We start from the raw sequence: 18,008 nt of genomic DNA on the forward strand, positions 1-18,008 counted from the left end.
TCGTGGACCCGTTCTACCGTGTGATGGATCTGCCGCCCCTCGACAACGAGGCGATGGAGGAATTCGGGAAACTGCCCTTCGACCCCTACACCGGTGGGCGTCAGCGGCACCGCAGGTTCTCGCAGTACCGCATCAGTTATCAGCCGGACACCATGGGCTGGACGATGGAGCTGCTGCCGCACCGTCCGTTCCTCCAGCCGAAAGCGGTCAACCAACTGGTCGGCGGTGTGCAGCGCGAGCTGGAGCCGCTGCGCATCGACCCCACCCCGCAGATCGACGCGGCGGCCAAGGGGATCGGACTGGACCCCGCCCACGACTGGCACGTCAACGTGCACCAGTGCCGGGTGTCCGTCGGACCCGACATCGAAGGCGTCTCCGTACCGGAAGGGCCGCACCGGGACGGCCACGACTACGCGATGCTGGTCGTCTTCGGACGGCACAACATCAAGGGCGGTGAGAACCAGCTCATGCCGACCAACGGCGGCGAGCCGTTCTTCCGCGTCACCCTCCAGCCGAACCCCCAGGCGCTCGCATTCGACGACACCCAGATGTGGCACACCGCCACCGACCTGGAATCGCTCGACGGCGGCCCGGGCCACCGCGACCTGTGGATCGTCGTCTTCAACCGTTGGGACCGGCGCAAGTACGGCGAGGAGTTCGAGCGTGCGGCGGTCGCGAAGGCAGCGCAGTGAGGAGGCACCTGGATACCCGCGCGATCCACGTTCCACCCACGGGCCCGCTCTCCTCACGCCCGGTGTCCACCCCGATATACCAGACCTCGGCGTTCGCGTTCGACGATCCGGAGGCCTGCGCTGAGGCGCTGCGCCATCCGGACCGTGGCCACGCGTACATCCGGCACGGCAATCCGACCGTACAGACGCTGGAAGGCGCGCTCGCCGACCTGGAGGGCGGCGCCGCCGCGCTGGCCACCGGCTCCGGAATGGGTGCCATCAACGCCGTACTGCTGGCACTTCTGCGCGGCGGCTCCCACGTCATCGCGCAGACCCGGTTGTACGGCGGCACCTACCAGATGCTGCACGACCTGGCCGACCGGTTCGGCGTCGGCGTCAGTCATGTGTCCGGCACGGATCCGGCCGAGCTGACCGCCGCGGTGCGGCCGGAATCCGCCGTCCTCTATCTGGAGACGATCGCCAATCCCACGACGTCGGTCGGAGACCTGACGGCGATGCTCCGGGCGGGCCGTGCCGCCGGCCTCATCGGTGTCGTGGACAACACGTTCGCGACCCCGGTGCTGTGCCGGCCGCTGGAACATGAAGCGGACATCGTGCTGCATTCGGCAACGAAGTACCTCGGCGGACACGACGACGTCAGCCTGGGCATCGCCGTATTCGCCGACCCGGAACTCCACCGAAGGGTCTGGCGATTCGCGGTGGAGCTGGGCGTAACGCCGGACCCGTTCGCCGCCTGGCTGGTCCTGCGCGGACTCAAGACGCTGCCGCTGCGGATGGCCCGGCACTGCTCGAACGCCGGCCACCTGGCCCGCAACCTCGCCAAGCATCCCGCGGTGTCCGCCGTGCACTGGCCGGGGCTGCCGGACCACCCCGACCACGCGAGGGCACAGCGGATCCTGGCCGACTACGGCGGCGTGCTGGCGTTCGAACTCGCCGGCGGAAGGGATGCGGCCGCCGCCTTCCTGCACCGGCTGCGCTGCGCCCTGCTCTCCCCGTCCCTCGGCGGGCCGGAGACGCTGGTCCTGCATCCCGCATCCACGTCCCACCGGGAGCTGGACGCCGAGGCGCTCCGTGCAGCAGGGATCGGCGAAGGGCTGGTCCGGGTCTCGGCCGGCCTGGAACACCCCGACGACCTCTGGTCGGACTTCGAGCAGGCACTTGCCTGACGCACCTGACCCGGCGGCCGGACTCCACCCCCGTGAGTCCGGCCGCCGACCCGGTCCCGCGATCCAAGATCATTTCTATGGAAGGCGGCCCTGGGGGCCGTAAGGGTGGGGAAGGCGGTCCGCCCGCGGTGCGTGGCGCCTGGGTCGTGCTGAGCCAGCACGTTCCCGCGTTGCGGCCTACCGTCGAGATATGAGCGAGATCATCGTTGTGTACGAGCCCGACAAGCCGGTGACTGGGGCCGGCTTCGGTGGCTCGTCACGTGGCGAGGAACGGCCCGTCCGCCGGGTACATGCGGCGCCTGCCGCTCCGGGGAAGGCGTCCTCACCTGGTCCGCGGACCTTCTGCGGCAAGGACACCTTCGACATGGAAGTGGCCGGCTGGAAGCCCGCTGAGCATCCCGATTCCTCGTGGTATGCCCCCAAATACGCAGACCGAGTCTGCGCCGCTTGCGATACCGCGATGGAGAACTGAGGAATCCCGGCCCAGGCATGCGACTACGGCGTCGTGGTGCGGCCGAGGCGTCGAACGGGCCTGTCAGAGGCGGCGCAGCCGCGCGGCTGCACCGTGCCCGATCAGCAGGTAGATCGCGGCGGGCAGGCCGTAATTGAGGAGGACGCGAAGACCGTCTGTGTCCATCGTGAAGATGTCCTGTGACCACCAGGCCAGCCAGTCCGCAACGCCTTCCACGAATCCTACGAAGACGTTCCCCTGGTTGGCTTCGAGCACGTAGAGCAGGATCCACAGCACCAGGAAGCCTGCGGCGATGTCGGCGATGGTATGGATGACCAGGGCTGTCTGCTTTGCGCCGGAACCGTCCCTGTTGCGGTTGTGGTGGTAGTTACCGCCCTGGCCTCGGTCGTATCGCTGGTTCTCGGGCAGGGGTTCGGTGTTACTCACTGGGGTTCCAATCTGACGCGTCAACCGCCTCGACGGTACGGAGAAGGGCCCACGGCCGAGGTATCTCCCCCCACAGGAGAAACCCCGGCCGCGGTCGCATACGGGTCGCTCGGCCGCACCCGTGATTCAATCTGCGTCTCCCGGACATGGCGCGTTACATGGTTATCGCGTCGGCCACCCTCGGTGACAGGCCGTCTCCGAGGGGTCCCGTCGTCATCGAGCTCTGCCGGCTGCGTGGCCTGCAGCGCCTCGGCCACCGCGGACGGCGTTTTTCGGGCAGTCCCAGCTCGCCGCATCGTCGGCGACGACACCGATCGGGGTCGGCACCACCTGAACGACGGGCGGCCAGAGGGTGCGCACTGATGCCCGGTCCGCTGGGGTCCGGCATAGGTGGGGGAGTCCGCTGCCGGGTCTGAGCGTGGCGGCTCATCCCGGCCGGCCCGCAGCCGGTGCCGGGCGGCGAGAGAAGCGGCGTGCGCTGGGCACCAGTGCGGCCGCGGCCGGCGCAAGGAAGCAGGTCAGCGCGCAGGTGGCGAGGACCGCTCGGGTGCCGAAGGCGTCAATGGCCGGGGCGATGAGCGCGAGCCCGACCGGGGCCAGCCCGTAGGACAGCATGAAGTCCAGGGACGAGACGCGGGCCAGCTTGTCGGGTGCCACCTCGCGCTGAGTGGCGGTGAACCAGGGCACGTTGAACAGCTCGATGCCGAGCCCGGCGACGACGTAGGCGGCGATCACCATGGCGGGGTGCACCGGGAGCATCAGACTCAGCGGTGCGAAGCCGTAGACAGCCAGTCCGGCCAGGGCGGCCCAGCCCTGGGCGCGCGGGCGCCAGCGCGCGATGAGCAGGGCCCCGGCGAGGGCACCCGCTGTGTAGGCGGTCATCGCCGCGGCGAGCACCACCTCGGTGCCGTACCGATCCCGGCTCACCAGGGGCAGGGCGACGCCGGTGGCGGAGTAGCCGGTGGCGATGACGGCGGTCAGAGCGGCGAGACCGGCCACGAACCAGGGGTGCCTGCGCGCTTCGCGTATCCCGTCGGTGAACTCGGTGAGGAACGGCGCGCGCTGCCGTACGGCGGTGGGTGCGCCCTTGGCGCCGGGCCCGGGTACCAGCGCGGCGACGAGCCAGAGCAGCCCGATGCCCAGGAGCAGCGCCCAGATGTCGAGCACCACGGCGAGCAGGGCGGCCAGCGAGGGCCCGACCAGGGTGGTGACCCGGACCGCCAGGGTCATGGCGGCGTTGGCCTGCTGCCTGCGGTCCTCGTCGATCACCTCGGCGGTGAGCGCCTGGAACGCCGGCCGGCAGGCGCCCTGCCCGGCGCCCGCCAGGGCGGCAGCGGCTGCCATCAGCGGGACCGACCGCCCGAGTCCGGCGGCGAGCAGCGGCGCCGCGACCGCGGCGGCCAGTCCTGCCCACAGGGCGACGGCCCTGCGGGAGTGTCGGTCGGCCAGGACCCCGCCGATGGGCACGGCCGCGAGGAACCCCGCGGTGCGGACGGCGAGGACGAGACCGAGGCCTGCGGGGGTGAGCGTGCGGTCGAGGACGGCGAGACCGAGTACGAACGGCAGGGCCCAGGTTGCGAGGCCGGATGCCGTGGTGCCCGACCAGAGTCGCAGGAATGCGGTGTCGAGCAGAACGGACCGCTTGAGGGGTGGGCCGGTCTCGGAGGTGGTGTCTGCTGCGGGTGATGTCTGCACGGTGTGATGCTCCTGTGGTTGTCGTCCGGGTCGGTCACGCGCGCAACGGCCTGTGTCCGCAGGTCCGTTGGTGAAGAGCGGCAGCAGCGTGGACCCCGATGGCTCTGACATGCGCCGCTCATCAGGTGGTAGCTTAACGAAAACGATTATCGTTATGATGCTTGCCATCGTGCCCGCACTCATCGGCTGTGCGGCAGCACTTGTGCACAGCCCAGACCGGAGGATCCATGCGCCACCCCGCCCGCCTCGGCGTCGCCCTGACCATCGCTCTCGCGGCCGTCGGCTGCTCGGCCTCAGGGGGCGACTCCCCCTCGGCGGACAAGGCCGCGGCGCAGGAGACGACCGTGACGAGCTGCGGCCAGAAGCTGTCCTTCAGTAATCCGCCGAAGCGAGCCGTCACTCTCGATCAGTCGTCGACCGAGGTGCTGCTGGAGCTTGGCCTGAAAGACCGTGTGGTCGGCACCTCCAACCTCAAGACCAAGATCGCGAAGGAGTACGCGGACGCTTACGCCGACGTCCCCGTACTCAGTCCCAAGATCCTTACGAGTGAGCAGCTCCGCTCGGCCACCCCGGACTTCGTCGTCGCGGGCTTCACTGACTACTTCACGAAGGACATGGTCGGGACCCGCGAGGAGCTCGCCGAGCTCGACTTGCCCTCGTACGTGAGCGCGGTGGACTGCCCGAAGGACAACGATCCCGGGCGGTCGCCGTTCGACCTCCTCTTCAAGGACTACGACAACCTCGGGAAGATCTTCGGCGTCGAGGACCGTGCGCGGGAACTCGTCAAGGAGCAGCGGGCCACGCTGGACAGAGCGGCCGAGGTCGCGGACGACGTCAAGGGGGAGCCGACCGTCGTATGGCTCTACTCCGTGTACGGCGACACCCCGTACGTGGCGGGGAAGAGCGCGATGCCCAGCGAGATGAGCCGGACCGCGGGTGCGAGGAACGTCTTCGACGACATCGACGAGGACTGGCCGTCGGTCTCCTGGGAGGAAGTGGCCGAGCGCAACCCGGACTTCATCGTGATCGGCGATCTGTCCGAACGCGGCAAGCCCGGTGACAGCGCGAAGGACAAGCTCGCCGCGATGCGCAAGAACCCCGTGATGTCCAAGCTCGAGGCGGTCACCGAGAACCGCATCATCGAGATCCCCGGCACCGAAATGGACCCCTCGGTGCGCACCGTGAGCGCCCTGCCGCGGCTGACCGACGGCATGAAGGACCTGGGGTATGTCCGCTAGCCGGGATCCCGACCCGGGCCCGGTCGACCTGCTGCACCCGGCTGCCGGCCGTGCGGCGCGGCCGGTCCCGGAAGCCGTCTGCCCGAAGGCTGTGCCACCGGGGCCCGATCGGCCGCGATCCGGCCGCTCCGCGCTGTCCCAGGCATCGCTGTTCGTCGGCACCGCCGCGGCCCTGGTCGTGTCGGCGGCGGTGTCGACACGGATCGGCACCACCGACATCGGATACGCCGACCTGGTCACGACACTGGGCTTCCATCTGGGCCTGGACGTCGAGCCGTTGCCCCGGCTGGTCGACTCGCTGATCTGGGATCTGCGCGTTCCCCGCGTCCTGATGGCGGCCCTGGTCGGTGCCTCGCTCGCGGTGTGCGGCGCCGCACTGCAGGCCGTCACCCGCAACGCGCTGGCCGACCCGTATCTCCTCGGCGTCTCCTCCGGGGCGTCGACCGGTGCGGTGGTGGTGGTCGTCCTCGGCTACGGGGCGGGCTCGCTGGGTGTGACCGGCGGTGCGTTCGCCGGTGCGATGCTCTCGTTCGGGCTGCTGATGCTGCTGCTGCAGCGCACTGGTCTGGACTCGGTCAGGGTCGTGCTGACGGGCGTGGTCGTTGGGCAGCTGTTCACGGCCCTGACCTCGCTGATCCTGATGGCCTCGGGTGACGCCGACATCATCCGCGCGATCACTCAGTGGCTGCTCGGTTCCATGGCGACCGCCCGCTGGGATGCGGTACTCGTCTGCGCGGTGGTGACGGCGGCCGGTCTCGCCGTGGTCTGGCTGCAGTCGGGTGCCCTCGACGGGTTCTCCTTCGGCGCGGACACGGCGTCCTCTCTCGGCATCGACGTCCGTACGACGCGTTACGTGCTGCTCGTTGTGACATCCCTGATGACATCCGTGGCGGTCGCATCCGTGGGCGCGATCGGGTTCGTCGGACTGATCGTGCCGCACGGGGTCCGGTTCCTCGTCGGGCCGCTGCACCGGGTGCTGCTGCCGTTCTCCGCGGTGGTGGGCGCGGTGTTCCTGGTGTGGACCGACGCGCTCGCCCGGGTCGCCTTCGCGCCCCAGGAGGTTCCGGTCGGCGTGTTCACCGCCCTGCTGGGCGTGCCGCTCTTCCTGCTCGTCCTGCGCAAACGAGGTGAGCTGTGAGGATCAGCGCCGAACGGCTGAGCTGGTCTGTGCCGGGCAAGACTGTCGTCCACGACGTGACCCTGGACGTCGCTCCAGGTGAGACGGTCGGGCTGATCGGCCCGAACGGCTCCGGCAAGTCGTCACTGTTGCGCTGCCTCGCAGGGCTGCGCCCCCCGACGTCAGGCTCGGTCCGGTACGACGGCGAGCCGATCCGGGGCTGGGACGCACGCCGGATCGCGCGGCAGGTCGCCTTCGTCGAACAGGCCACCGACACCGACAGTGATCTGCGGGTCGTCGATGTTGTCGGTCTTGGCCGTACCCCGTTCCGGGACCGGTGGCGCGGCCTGGACGCCACCGACCGGGCCGTGGTCGCCGCCGCGCTCGCCGGGTTGGGACTCACCGAACTGGCCGACCGGGCGTGGAAGTCGCTGTCGGGCGGCGAGCGCCGGCGCGCCCACATCGCGCGGGCCCTGGCCCAGCAGCCCTGGTGCATCCTGCTCGACGAGCCGACCAACCACCTCGATGTGAAACACCGGTTGGAGCTCATGGAGCTGCTGGCCGACACGGACCAGACGGTGCTGGTCGCTCTGCACGACCTGTCGCTCGCCGCCCGCTTCTGTGACCGGCTGCTGCTGATGCACCACGGGCGCCTGGTCGCCGCGGGTCCGCCCAAGGACGTCCTGGCCCCGGACCGGCTGGCGGACGTCTTCGAGGTCGACGCGGAGATCGGCCTCGACAGCCTGGGCAACCTCGCGGTCGCCTACCGCGGTGTCGCGCCACAAGCGGACCGAGGCCGCGCACGAACGATGGCCGAGCCCAGATAGCACACGAGCCCATCGGCACCCTGCCCAAGGTGCCCCACGGGCACTGCTCGACAACGAATCCCTTTCACCTGACTGATCCGTACCAGAGAAGGAGCCTTCGTGGATCGGACGGCAACCGGACCTGCCCTGCTGGAGCAGCTTCCGCCGCCCCTGCCCGCCCAGCAGATCATCGCCCTCAACCAGCCCAGGGCCGATCTGCACACCACCCGCAGCCACGCAGGGAACGGCTGGACCCTCGAGCTGCCGCCCGGCGTGTTCCGGCCGACCCGCGGAGGCCAGGCATGAGCGCGCAGACGTTCCCCGCCCGCCCGGCCACCGTCGACGACCTCCTTGCCGCCGTACTGGCGGGAGAACACGGCCCACGCCCGTCGGAGCTCGTGGCCACGAGTGTGTTCTGGATCCACCACGGAACCCGGCTCGCCGGGGGCAACACCACCTACCTCAACCAGTACGTTCTCGTACGCCTTCGGGGGGCCTTCGGGGCCTGTGCCTTCGAGGCCGACGAGATCGATCCGGCGATCTGCCGCGACGCCTCGGGCAGCCCGCTGGACGTACTCCTGCGGGAAGCGCCCCGCCCGCTGCGGATCGCCGCCCTCGACGCCTACCTCGCCGAGACCCGGCCACACCGCGATGCGGCGCGGGCCGAGCCCGTGACGCTACCGGCGGGACCTCCCGAGGTCCGGGCGAAGGCCCGGGACGCGGCGATCGCCGGGTTGCTGAACATCGCGGACGGCGCGAAGGTCGCGCTGATCGGCGTCGTCAACCCGCTCGTCGCGGCGATCCGCGAACGCGGCGGCGTCCCGCTGCCCTGCGACTTCAACCTGCGGACGACGCAATGGGGCGACCACGTCACCGACGACATGAACCAGGTCCTCGGCACCGCCGAAGCCGTGGTCGCCACCGGAATGACGCTCGGCAACAGCACGTTCGACACGATCCTGGCGCGCTGCCGTGAACGCGAAGTGCCGCTGATCGTCTACGCGCAGACCGGCAGCGCGGTGGCGCGGGCCTTCCTGGGCGCCGGCGTGACCGCACTGTCCGCAGAGCCCTTCCCCTTCTCGCAGTTCAGCGCCGAACCGACCGTCCTGTACCGCTACCGCGTCGAGAGCGGCTCGTGACGGCGAGCACCCGCCAGGCCGTACCCGGTGCCGGTGAAGTCAGCACCGGCACCGGGCATGCCTCCTGCCACCACGGGGAGATCCTGCAGGGCGTCTTCCTCGACGAGTGCGGGCGGCGCTGCGCCGGGCTGGTCACCCTGCCCATGACCGGCCTGGGCACGCACGCCGAGTTCGTACGCCGACCGGGCACTCCGCCCGAAGACGTGTCGGTGACCCCCGGCGACCGTACGAAGGCTCTGGGCGCTGCGGTCCTCGCCCTCGAGGAGCTCGCCGCCCTGCAGCGCCAGGAGCCGCCGTGCGGTGGGGAGTTGCGGCTCAGCGGCGACATCCCCGTGGGGATGGGGATGGGCTCTTCCAGCAGCGATGTCATCGCCGCGGTGCGCGCGGTCGCGGACGCCTTCGGCCTGCGGTTGCCGCCGGAGACCATCGCACGCCTGGCGGTGCGAGCCGAGCGGGCATCCGATCCGCTGATGCTCGACGGTCGGCCCCTGCTGTTCGCCCAGCGGGAAGGACGCGTACTCGAAATGCTCGGCGACGCGCTGCCGCCGGCCGTCGTGGTGGGCTGCACCCTGGGCGGAGGCAGGCCCGTGGACACGCTGTCCCTTCCCGCCCGCGCGTACGACGACGAGGACGTGCACGCTTACGAGCACTTGCGTTCCCTGCTGCGGCGGGCGATCGCCGAGGCCGACCCAGCGCTGCTCGGGCAGGTCTGTACCGAGAGCGCCCGGTGCGGTCAACGGCTGCTGAAGCACGAGGAGTTCGACGCCCTCAGGGACATCGTCGGACGCGTCGGCGCCGTCGGGCTGCAGATCGCGCACAGCGGCAATGTGGCCGGGGTGCTCTTCGACCCCGCGGCTTCCGGTCTGAGGCGCCGGCTGCGGCACTGCGTACGCGCCCTGGACAGCAACGGCATCCCCGTCACCTGGACCTTCACGACCTTCACCACCAGCGAGGAATTCCTGAATGGACGAGCACATCGCGGAATCGATCGGCCGGCCGGACCTGATACGCCTCGACGACCGGCTCATCTGTCTCCGCTTTGAAACCATGAAGGTCGTCTCCGCCCTTGCGGCGGTACGGCACCTGATCGACACCGGCGTCGTACGGCGCGGCGACACCCTGCTGGACAGCTCCAGCGGCATCTACGCGTACGCCCTCGCCCTCGCCTGCCACCGCTACGGCATGCGTTGCCACATCGTGGGCTCGACCACCGTCGACCACACCCTGCGCACCCAGCTCTCCGTACTCGGCGCGCACCTCGAGCAGATGGACCCCTGCAGCGATCTGAAACTCGACCAGAAACGCCGCGTGGAACGCATCCAGGAAATCCTGCGCGAGCACCCCGACTACCACTGGATGCGCCAGTACCACGACGACATCCACTACCTCGGCTACCGTGCCGTCGCCGAACGCATCCGGCAGGAGACCGACACCGACTGCCTCACCGTTGTTGGCGGAGTGGGATCCGGCGCCTCCACCGGAGCCCTCGCCCGGTACCTGCGGGAATGCTCACCCGGGGTCGAGCTCGTCGGTGTCCAGCCGTTCGGCAGCATCACCTTCGGCAGCGAGCACGTGTCCGACCCCGAGATCATCATCGCCGGAATCGGCAGCTCGATCCCCTTCGCCAACGTGTCGCACACCCTCTACGACACCGTCCACTGGATTGCCTTCGACGCCGCTCTCGCCGGCAGCGTCGACCTGCTGCGCCGACACGCGGTCTTCGCCGGACTGTCCACCGGAGCCGCCTACCTCACGGCCCGATGGGAACGAGGCCGTGATCCGCACCGGACCGTCCTTTTCATCGCCGCCGACACCGGCCACCGGTACGTGGACTCGGTCTTCGCCCGCCACCACGAAGCGGCGCGCGTCGAAGACCTCGCACCCCGCGCCGTATCGACGCTGGACCACCTCGCCCTCCCGTGGTCCCGTATGAGCTGGGAACGCGCGGCTGCACCCGCCACGGCCGCGGCGTAGCCGCCGCACCTGCCCGGCCCAGGGAACCCCGCGCAACTCACCGTCCGGCATGTGGAAAGTGGCATCGGGCCCCTGGTCCAGCGCCTAGGCTGGCCGACGCAGCTGGTTCGCCCTGCCCTCCCCATGGGGGTACCTCCCAGCGGTAGCTGGGGGACTTCGCCATGGGGGACTCGGCAGGCGCGTCGTAAGAGGGAACCCGGTGGGAATCCGGGACTGCCCCGCAGCGGTGAGCGGGAACGACCGCCGTCATACGCACTGGACCCAGGCGGGTCCGGGAAGCGACGGCCAGTAGATGCCTCGTGCCTCACGAGGCGTGCCCGCGAGTCCGAAGACCTGCCACTGCCCGTGCGCGACCGCGCGCGGAGATCCCGGTGACCTCGAGGGCGGGTTGGGGCGCCCCCGGACGAAGTCTGGGGGAGTACGTCATAGGCGGGCACGTATGCACGAACGACGGCACAAGCGATGTCGTCCGCCCCGTCTGCCATCCCTTCGCGCCTTCGTCTCCCCTTCCGGGATCGCTTCATCAAGAGCTCGCGAAGGAGAGTTCCGTGACCAGCAAGTCCGCAGCCGCGGCAGCACGGGCCACCGTGTACGGCTACCCCCGCCAGGGCCAGAACCGAGAACTGAAGAAGGCCGTCGAGGGCTACTGGAAGGGCCGGGTGAGCGCCGCCGAACTCCGGCAGACCGCCTCCGAACTGCGCGCCACCACCTGGCGTCGACTCGCCGACGCCGGTATCGACGAGGTCCCGACCGGCGACTTCTCGTACTACGACCACGTCCTGGACACCACCATGATGGTCGGCGCGATCCCGGCCCGTCACCGCGCCGAGGTCGAGGCGGACGCCCTGGACGGCTACTTCGCGATGGCCCGCGGCACCCAGGACGTCACGCCGCTGGAGATGACCAAGTGGTTCGACACCAACTACCACTACCTGGTTCCGGAACTCGGCCCGGACACCATCTTCATCGCCGACTCCGCCAAGCCGGTCGCCGAGCTCAAGGAAGCCCTCGCGCTCGGCCTGACCGCGCGCCCGGTTCTGGTCGGGCCCGTCACCTACCTGCTCCTCGCCAAGCCCGCCCCAGGGGTCGCGGCCGACTTCGAGCCGCTGACACTCCTGGACCGACTGCTTCCCGTGTACGCGGAGGTGCTGGCCGACCTCCGTTCGGCAGGCGCGTCGTGGGTGCAACTGGACGAACCTGCCCTCGTCCAGGACCGCACTCCGGCCGACCTGAACGCCGCCGCCCGCGCCTACCGCGAACTCGGCGCCCTCACCGACCGCCCGAAACTGCTGGTCGCCTCCTACTTCGACCGGCTCGGAGAGGCCATGCCGGTACTGGCCAAGGCCCCCGTAGACGGGCTCGCCCTCGACTTCACCGGCCCCGCGGCCGCCAATCTCGACAACCTCGCCGCCGTCGGCGGCCTGCACGGCAAGCGCCTGGTCGCGGGCGTCGTCGACGGCCGCAACGTCTGGATCAACGACCTCGAAAAGTCACTGTCCACCCTCGCCACGCTCCTCGGCCTCGCCGACCGGGTCGACGTGGCCGCATCCTGCTCACTGCTGCATGTCCCGCTCGACGCCACCGCCGAACGCGCCATCGACCCGCAGATCGCCCGCTGGCTGGCCTTCGCCGGCCAGAAGACCGCCGAGATCGTCGCCCTGGCACGCGGGCTGTCCCAGGGCACCGACACCATCGCGGCGGAACTGGCCGCCAACCGCGCCGACCTCGCCTCCCGAGCGGACTCCGCACTCGCCCACGACCCGGCGGTCCGCGCCCGCACCGCCGTCATCACCGACGCCGACAGCCGCCGCTCCCAGCCCTATGCCGTGCGGGCCGCAGCCCAGCGTTCCCATCTGCGCCTGCCGCCGCTGCCCACGACCACCATCGGCTCCTTCCCGCAGACCACCGACCTGCGCACCGCCCGCGCCGACCTGCGCGCCGGGCTCATCGACACGGTCGCGTACGAGCAGCGGATCGAGGCCGAGATCCGCGAGGTCATCTCCTTCCAGGAGAAGACGGGCATCGACGTCCTGGTGCACGGCGAGCCCGAACGCAATGACATGGTCCAGTACTTCGCCGAACAGCTCACCGGCTACCTCGCCACCCAGCACGGCTGGGTCCAGTCCTACGGCACCCGCTACGTCCGCCCGCCGATCCTGGCCGGCGACATCTCCCGCCCCGAACCCATGACCGTCCGCTGGACCCGCTACGCCCAGTCACTCACCAACCGGCCCGTCAAGGGCATGCTCACCGGCCCGGTCACCATGCTCGCCTGGTCCTTCGTCCGCGACGACCAGCCCCTCGCCGACACTGCCCGCCAGGTCGCCCTCGCCCTGCGCGGCGAGGTCAACGATCTGGAAGCCGCGGGCACTTCGGTCATCCAAGTCGACGAACCCGCGCTGCGCGAGACCCTGCCGCTGCGCGCCGCCGACCACTCGGCGTATCTGGCCTGGGCCACCGAGGCGTTCCGCCTGACCACCAGCGGCGTGCGGCCCAACACCCAGATCCACACCCACATGTGCTACGCCGAGTTCGGCGACATCGTCGCCGCCATCGACGACCTCGACGCCGACGTCATCAGCCTGGAGGCCGCCCGTTCCCACCTGCAGGTCGCCCGCGAACTCGCCGAGGCCGGCTACCCGCGCGAGGTCGGCCCCGGCGTGTACGACATCCACTCCCCGCGCGTCCCCAGCGCGGTCGAAGCGACCGCCCTGCTGCGCAAGGGCCTTCAGGCCATTCCGGCCGAACGGCTGTGGGTCAACCCCGACTGCGGCCTGAAGACCCGCGGCTGGCCCGAGGTCCGAGCATCACTGGAGCACCTCGTCACCGCCGCCCGAGACGTCCGCTCCACACTGCCCGATAACGAATCCTGAGCACACGGAGGGCCGTTGCCAGCGCACGCGCTCGCAACGGCCCTTCCCCTCGCAGAGCGGAAGAACGTCCGTGACCAGGCGCAAGGCGACGCGGCACGTCGCCCGGTCTCAGGATGCGTTGCTGGAGGCGGGGCCGGCCGGATCCGGCGGGCGCCGGGTGGAAAGACGATCAGCGTCGGGAAGGGACGCACCCGGATCGTGCGTGCTGCTCTCCGAAGGCTGACGGCCGACCCGCGAGGCACCATGCTGCTGCATCTCGTGAAAATCCTCGACAACCGGGAAGTCGCCGCCCGCGTCGACCCGCCCGCGCCGACGGGGGTCGTTTCGGTTCCATGCTGCTTCGCAGCGAAGTTTCTCGGAAGTGTCGTATCGAGCCGTCCGCCGATCGTCTTGCTGGTAGGAGGCCCAATCGGGCAGTGCTGCTGTCCCTGGTCCCGCCGAGTACCTTGCCGCCGGAGTGCCCGGTGGCGCGAAGCGCGTCCCCACCAGGAGGAAGATCAAATGACTACCAAACCGAAGCCGATTCCGGATCGGTACCGCCGGGTCACGCCCTGCCTCACTGTTCAGGGCGGAGCCAAGGCCCTCGAGTTCTACGCCGAGGTGTTCGGGGCGAGCGAGCGCATGCGCTTCCCCGGTCCCGGCGGGACCATCGCCCACGCAGAGATCCAGATCGGGGATTCGGTCGTCATCGTCGAGGACGAGTCACCGGAGCGGGGGACCAAGGCGCCGCCGCCCGGTGGTGTTGCCGGCTCTCCCTCCTTCCTGTTCATCTACGTGGAGGACGTGGACGCCGTCGTTGCGCGAGCCGTGGCCCTTGGCGCGAAGCTCCAGCGGCCGCCCCAGGACCAGTTCTACGGCGACCGGGACGGCTACATCGTGGACCCGTTCGGGCACGGATGGACCGTGGCGTCGCACGTGGAGGACGTGGAGCCCGAGGAGATGATGCGGCGGATGGCCGAGCTGCAGAACCAGGCCCAGGCGTAGCCGTGCACTGGGCCAGACGGCCGGTCCGGCTCGACCCGGACGAACGGCTGCGGCTGATCTTCACCTGCTGCCACCCGGCGCTGCCCCGGCAGGCACAGATCGCGCTCACCTTGCGGGTCGTGTGCGGCCTGACCACCGCCCAGATCGCCCGGGCGTTCCTGGTGCGCGAAACGACCGTTGCGCAACGGATCACCCGCGCCAAGCGAAAGATCACTGATGCCGGAATCCCGTATCGGATTCCTGATGACGATGAGCTGGGCGCCCGCCTGACCGAAGTCCTCGCGGTGATCTACCTGCTGTTGGCTACCTGTCCACCGCCGAGCAGGCGCAGTCACGCGATCTCGTCGACGACGCCGAGTGGCTGGCGACCCTGCTCCACCAGCTCATGCCGACCGAGCCCGAGGTGGCCGGCCTGCTCGCGTTGATCCGGCTGCACCGCGCCCGCGCAGCCGCCCGCTTCGATTCCAAGGGCGGGCTGGTGCTGCTGCAACACCAGGACCGGTCCCTGTGGGACCGGGAGGCGATCGCGGAGGCGGCACGGCTGCTGACCGGTGCCGCCATGCGGCAGCGTCCCGGCCCGTACCAGCTCCAGGCCGCGATCGTCGCCTGTCACGCCGAAGCCGGATGCTGGGGGGACACCGACTGGGAGCAGATCGTGCTCCTGTACGACATGCTGCTGCACCTCGCACCGTCCCCCGTCATCCGCCTGCACCGGGCGATCGCCCTGCGCTATACCTCAGGGCCCCAGGCCGCCCTGACCGAAGTGGACCGTCTCGCCGCCGAGTTGGACCGCTACCACCTGTACCACGCCACTCGCGCTGATCTCCTGCGCGAGCTCGGCCAACCGGACCAGGCTCGTGCCGCTGACCGGCTCGCCCTCGAACTGACCGCCAACCCCGCAGAACAGGCGGTACTCCAGGAACGCATCAGCTGGACCTAGCCCCGGCGTTGGCCCGTGCGACGCACGGCCTGACCCACGCCCGGCTGGTCCCCGGCGGACCCCATGGCCGCAGCATCCGGCCATCCGGTCGGCCTTGCTCCTGGCTCTCGCACACAGACAGACGCACTGCGCTCCGATCGCCCGCTTTGCGTGTCCGAGGCATGGAATGCGTTCTTCACGAACCGGATCCAGCCGGTTCTCAAGGAGCGGGGCTTCCCTGAACCGTCCACGCAGCCGAAGATCTCGAACGTGCACTACCACGACGAGCGGCGGCAGCCGGTCGGCGCTTGAGGGGTCTACCCGCTCAGGGCTGCAAACGGCTGCATACGCACGAAGACCCCGCCCTCAGCGTCCTGGCTGATCACGGGATCTCTTTGCACTTCAGAAGGAGTGCCCCCGGCAGGATTCGAACCTGCGCACACGGCTCCGGAGGCCGTTGCTCTATCCCCTGAGCTACGGGGGCGACTCGTCGGCTCTTGCGGCGACGTGTAGAACCCTACCAGCTCCGGAGTGGGGTTCATGAACAGGGTTTTGTCGGTGCCGAAGCGCATCCGGGCGCAGGGCGACGGGCCGCGGAAACGGGTGTTCGTCTGTTGCGAGCGGCTGGTGGCCGAGAATCATCGGTCGCGTGCGTCGCAGGGAACACATCGGTCACAGCGGGCACCGAACCTCCCCCGCAGGTGGCGGAAGTGGGCAAAACCCGGACGCAGCCGGAGCCGTGGACCTACCCTCAGTTTGTGCCTGGCGCGTCCGGCCGGGTCCTTGTCGTCGACGACAACAAGGTCATCCGGCAGCTGATCAGGGTCAATCTCGAGCTCGAGGGGTTCGAGGTCGTGACCGCGGCCGATGGTGCCGAGTGCCTGGAGGTCGTGCACCGGGTGCGTCCCGATGTCATCACGCTCGATGTCGTCATGCCCCGCCTCGACGGGATGCGCACGGCGGGCCGGTTGCACGCCGATCCCCGTACCCGCGACATCCCCGTCGCGATCATCAGCGCCTGCACCCACCTCGAGGTGGAGAGCGGGCACACGGCGGGCGTGGACGCAATTCTGGCCAAGCCTTTCGAACCGGTCGAGCTCGTGCGGCTCGTACGGCGGCTGACCGGACAGGAGCGCAACGACGGGAGCGGCGGGGACGCTCGGCCCGGGGCGGACGGTGTGTCCTCCGGCCAGTCAGAGGTGCCGCTCTCCGGGGCCGACGGGGCCGGCGGTGACGTGGAACCCGCAGGTCATCCGGCAGGCTGAGCCCGGCTTCCGCCGACCGCCGAGTCCCCCGCGCGACCCCGCGCCCTGTGCTCTCGCGGTGCTGAGCCTCCGCCGCGGTCGGGCCGGAGGAAACCGGTTCGCGGACCCACCCCCCTCCTCCCATAGGCTTGTCCCGTGACCCCCGCCGAGCTCTCCCGCACCGTGCTGTGCACCGTGCGCCGTGCCGTCGAGGCCGGTGAGCTACGTGTGCCGGTGCCGACGCGGGCGGTGGTGCGGCGTCCCCCGCGGCCTGGCTGCGGGGACTACGCCACCAACATCGCGCTGCAGCTGGCCAAGCCCGCGGGGCGGCCGCCGCGCGGGGTGGCCGAGGTCCTGCGGTCCCGGCTCGCCGCGGAACCGGGAATCGCCCGCGTCGACATCGCCGAGCCCGGGTTCCTCAACATCACCCTCGAGGGCGGCGCCCGTCACGCGCTCGTACGAGCCGTGCTCGACGCCGGTGCGCAGTACGGGTACGCGGACACGTACGCCCAGCAGGCCATCCGGCTCGACCACCCGTATGAGACCCGTGCCGCCGTCACCGCAGACGCGTTCGCCCGGATCCTGCGCACCCAGGGGGCCGCCGTCACCCTCCGGTGCGAGCATGCGGCCGACCCCGCATGGGGGGAACTGCGCGTCGCCGCCGACGGCGGCGGCCTCATCCCCGCAGCCGGGCCCTCAACCGAGCCGGCGGTCCGCACGGTACGGCCCGTGCCCGTCAAGCTCTCCGCCGCCGAGCTCCTCCGCACCCTGGGCCCCGACGCCGCCCGCTGGGCCCTCCTCCGCCCCGCCGCCCACGATCACCCCCGGACCGACCCCGGCGACCTCCTCGCCCAGCGCGCGTCCAACCCCCTCTTCCGCGTTCGGTACGCCCACTCCCGCGCCTGCGCTCTCCTGCGCAACGCTGCCGAGCTGGGCGTCACCCCCGTCGCCCCCCAGGAGGCCGAGCCCGGTCACCCCGGTGCCGCGCCCCTGCTCGCCGCCATCGGTGAGTACCCCGCCGTCCTCGGCTCCGCCGCCCGCCTCGGCGCCCCCGACCGGGTCGCCCGGCACCTCGAAGCGACGGCCGACGCGTTCTTCCACTTCCACGACACCTGCCCCGTACTGCCTCGCGGTGACGAGAAACCCGCAGGCCTCCACCGGACCCGCGCCGCTCTCGCCCAGGCGGCCGGGACGGTGCTCGCCGGAGGCCTGCACCTGCTCGGCATCACCGCACCAGTCCACCTCTGAGGTCGCACCTCCGAG

At 70.4% G+C, this 18,008-nt stretch carries 19 protein-coding genes, 1 tRNA gene and 1 riboswitch; of the genes, 17 read left to right on the plus strand and 3 right to left on the minus strand.

Going from position 1 to position 18,008, the window contains the following annotated elements; translation table 11 throughout:
- The first annotated feature begins 2 nt into the window (after positions 1 to 2).
- From ACTWQI_RS07785 to ACTWQI_RS07795, 3 genes are all read left to right on the plus strand, one after another.
- The gene (locus ACTWQI_RS07785) at positions 3 to 692 is read left to right on the plus strand and encodes a 2OG-Fe dioxygenase family protein (protein ID WP_443268757.1); all 690 of its coding nucleotides are present in this window, start codon (positions 3 to 5) and stop codon (positions 690 to 692) included.
- On the plus strand, positions 689 to 1,858 hold the full coding sequence (locus ACTWQI_RS07790) for a trans-sulfuration enzyme family protein (RefSeq protein ID WP_443268759.1): 1,170 nt from the start codon (positions 689 to 691) through the stop codon (positions 1,856 to 1,858). The genes ACTWQI_RS07785 and ACTWQI_RS07790 overlap by 4 nt, the downstream gene beginning before the upstream one ends.
- A gap of 190 nt (positions 1,859 to 2,048) precedes the next feature.
- Positions 2,049 to 2,330: a hypothetical protein gene (locus ACTWQI_RS07795; protein ID WP_443268761.1), complete on the plus strand. Its 282-nt coding sequence runs from the start codon at positions 2,049 to 2,051 to the stop codon at positions 2,328 to 2,330.
- 63 nt (positions 2,331 to 2,393) lie between these two features.
- Here the strand turns inward: ACTWQI_RS07795 and ACTWQI_RS07800 are convergent, their stop codons facing one another.
- Together ACTWQI_RS07800 and ACTWQI_RS07805 are read right to left on the minus strand one after the other, a co-directional pair.
- A complete protein-coding gene (locus ACTWQI_RS07800; protein WP_443268763.1) occupies positions 2,394 to 2,756 on the minus strand; it encodes a hypothetical protein in 363 nt (120 codons plus the stop codon).
- Positions 2,757 to 3,182: 426 nt separating this feature from the next.
- Positions 3,183 to 4,370, minus strand: coding sequence for an MFS transporter (locus ACTWQI_RS07805; RefSeq protein ID WP_443269331.1), 1,188 nt, complete (start codon positions 4,368 to 4,370; stop codon positions 3,183 to 3,185).
- A gap of 308 nt (positions 4,371 to 4,678) precedes the next feature.
- Here ACTWQI_RS07805 and ACTWQI_RS07810 point away from each other — a divergent pair, with 308 nt between their 5' ends.
- The 12 genes from ACTWQI_RS07810 to ACTWQI_RS07865 all read left to right on the plus strand — a co-directional run bounded on the left by ACTWQI_RS07810 (position 4,679) and on the right by ACTWQI_RS07865 (position 15,813).
- Positions 4,679 to 5,689, plus strand: a complete 1,011-nt coding sequence (locus ACTWQI_RS07810; RefSeq protein ID WP_443268765.1) for an ABC transporter substrate-binding protein — start codon at positions 4,679 to 4,681, stop codon at positions 5,687 to 5,689.
- Positions 5,679 to 6,827, plus strand: coding sequence for a FecCD family ABC transporter permease (locus ACTWQI_RS07815; RefSeq protein WP_443268767.1), 1,149 nt, complete (start codon positions 5,679 to 5,681; stop codon positions 6,825 to 6,827). Before ACTWQI_RS07810 ends, ACTWQI_RS07815 begins: the two co-directional genes overlap by 11 nt.
- Positions 6,824 to 7,633: an ABC transporter ATP-binding protein gene (locus ACTWQI_RS07820; protein ID WP_443268769.1), complete on the plus strand. Its 810-nt coding sequence runs from the start codon at positions 6,824 to 6,826 to the stop codon at positions 7,631 to 7,633. The genes ACTWQI_RS07815 and ACTWQI_RS07820 overlap by 4 nt, the downstream gene beginning before the upstream one ends.
- Positions 7,634 to 7,732: 99 nt before the next feature.
- Positions 7,733 to 7,918, plus strand: a complete 186-nt coding sequence (locus ACTWQI_RS07825) for a hypothetical protein (protein WP_443268771.1) — start codon at positions 7,733 to 7,735, stop codon at positions 7,916 to 7,918.
- The gene (locus ACTWQI_RS07830) at positions 7,915 to 8,751 is read left to right on the plus strand and encodes a Rossmann-like domain-containing protein (protein WP_443268773.1); all 837 of its coding nucleotides are present in this window, start codon (positions 7,915 to 7,917) and stop codon (positions 8,749 to 8,751) included. Before ACTWQI_RS07825 ends, ACTWQI_RS07830 begins: the two co-directional genes overlap by 4 nt.
- Positions 8,748 to 9,794 (plus strand): GHMP family kinase ATP-binding protein, encoded by a 1,047-nt coding sequence (locus ACTWQI_RS07835; RefSeq protein ID WP_443268774.1) that lies wholly within the window; start codon positions 8,748 to 8,750, stop codon positions 9,792 to 9,794. Before ACTWQI_RS07830 ends, ACTWQI_RS07835 begins: the two co-directional genes overlap by 4 nt.
- Positions 9,715 to 10,725, plus strand: a complete 1,011-nt coding sequence (locus ACTWQI_RS07840) for a pyridoxal-phosphate dependent enzyme (RefSeq protein WP_443268776.1) — start codon at positions 9,715 to 9,717, stop codon at positions 10,723 to 10,725. The genes ACTWQI_RS07835 and ACTWQI_RS07840 overlap by 80 nt, the downstream gene beginning before the upstream one ends.
- A gap of 146 nt (positions 10,726 to 10,871) precedes the next feature.
- Positions 10,872 to 11,080: riboswitch (cobalamin riboswitch) on the plus strand.
- A gap of 193 nt (positions 11,081 to 11,273) precedes the next feature.
- Positions 11,274 to 13,598 (plus strand): 5-methyltetrahydropteroyltriglutamate--homocysteine S-methyltransferase, encoded by a 2,325-nt coding sequence (gene metE, locus ACTWQI_RS07845; protein ID WP_443268778.1) that lies wholly within the window; start codon positions 11,274 to 11,276, stop codon positions 13,596 to 13,598.
- A gap of 501 nt (positions 13,599 to 14,099) precedes the next feature.
- Positions 14,100 to 14,582, plus strand: coding sequence for a VOC family protein (locus ACTWQI_RS07850; RefSeq protein ID WP_443268780.1), 483 nt, complete (start codon positions 14,100 to 14,102; stop codon positions 14,580 to 14,582).
- A gap of 2 nt (positions 14,583 to 14,584) precedes the next feature.
- Positions 14,585 to 15,007, plus strand: a complete 423-nt coding sequence (locus tag ACTWQI_RS07855; protein WP_443268782.1) for a sigma factor-like helix-turn-helix DNA-binding protein — start codon at positions 14,585 to 14,587, stop codon at positions 15,005 to 15,007.
- Positions 14,944 to 15,522: a DUF6596 domain-containing protein gene (locus tag ACTWQI_RS07860; protein WP_443269332.1), complete on the plus strand. Its 579-nt coding sequence runs from the start codon at positions 14,944 to 14,946 to the stop codon at positions 15,520 to 15,522. The genes ACTWQI_RS07855 and ACTWQI_RS07860 overlap by 64 nt, the downstream gene beginning before the upstream one ends.
- Positions 15,523 to 15,672: 150 nt before the next feature.
- Complete coding sequence (locus ACTWQI_RS07865; RefSeq protein ID WP_443268784.1) at positions 15,673 to 15,813, plus strand: hypothetical protein; 141 nt, start codon at positions 15,673 to 15,675, stop codon at positions 15,811 to 15,813.
- Between the two features lie 100 nt (positions 15,814 to 15,913).
- Here ACTWQI_RS07865 and ACTWQI_RS07870 read toward each other — a convergent pair.
- Positions 15,914 to 15,985: transfer RNA gene (locus tag ACTWQI_RS07870), tRNA-Arg, on the minus strand.
- Positions 15,986 to 16,259: 274 nt separating this feature from the next.
- Here ACTWQI_RS07870 and ACTWQI_RS07875 point away from each other — a divergent pair.
- Positions 16,260 to 16,766, plus strand: coding sequence for a response regulator (locus ACTWQI_RS07875; RefSeq protein WP_443268786.1), 507 nt, complete (start codon positions 16,260 to 16,262; stop codon positions 16,764 to 16,766).
- 135 nt (positions 16,767 to 16,901) lie between these two features.
- A complete protein-coding gene (nrtL, locus tag ACTWQI_RS07880) occupies positions 16,902 to 17,993 on the plus strand; it encodes an ArgS-related anticodon-binding protein NrtL (RefSeq protein WP_443268788.1) in 1,092 nt (363 codons plus the stop codon).
- The last annotated feature ends 15 nt before the right edge of the window (positions 17,994 to 18,008 follow it).

Origin of the sequence: Streptomyces sp. KR80 (assembly GCF_052245555.1) — a bacterium.
In the GTDB taxonomy this organism is placed as follows: Bacteria; Actinomycetota; Actinomycetes; order Streptomycetales; family Streptomycetaceae; genus Streptomyces.

What these genes read in the sequence shown, in the direction of transcription:
- ACTWQI_RS07840 (WP_443268776.1), top strand. Translation starts at nt 9,715, where the DNA reads ATGGACGAGCACATCGCGGAATCGATCGGCCGGCCGGACCTGATACGC.
- ACTWQI_RS07850 (WP_443268780.1), top strand. Translation starts at nt 14,100, where the DNA reads ATGACTACCAAACCGAAGCCGATTCCGGATCGGTACCGCCGGGTCACG.
- ACTWQI_RS07795 (WP_443268761.1), top strand. Translation starts at nt 2,049, where the DNA reads ATGAGCGAGATCATCGTTGTGTACGAGCCCGACAAGCCGGTGACTGGG.
- ACTWQI_RS07830 (WP_443268773.1), top strand. Translation starts at nt 7,915, where the DNA reads ATGAGCGCGCAGACGTTCCCCGCCCGCCCGGCCACCGTCGACGACCTC.
- ACTWQI_RS07810 (WP_443268765.1), top strand. Translation starts at nt 4,679, where the DNA reads ATGCGCCACCCCGCCCGCCTCGGCGTCGCCCTGACCATCGCTCTCGCG.
- ACTWQI_RS07815 (WP_443268767.1), top strand. Translation starts at nt 5,679, where the DNA reads ATGTCCGCTAGCCGGGATCCCGACCCGGGCCCGGTCGACCTGCTGCAC.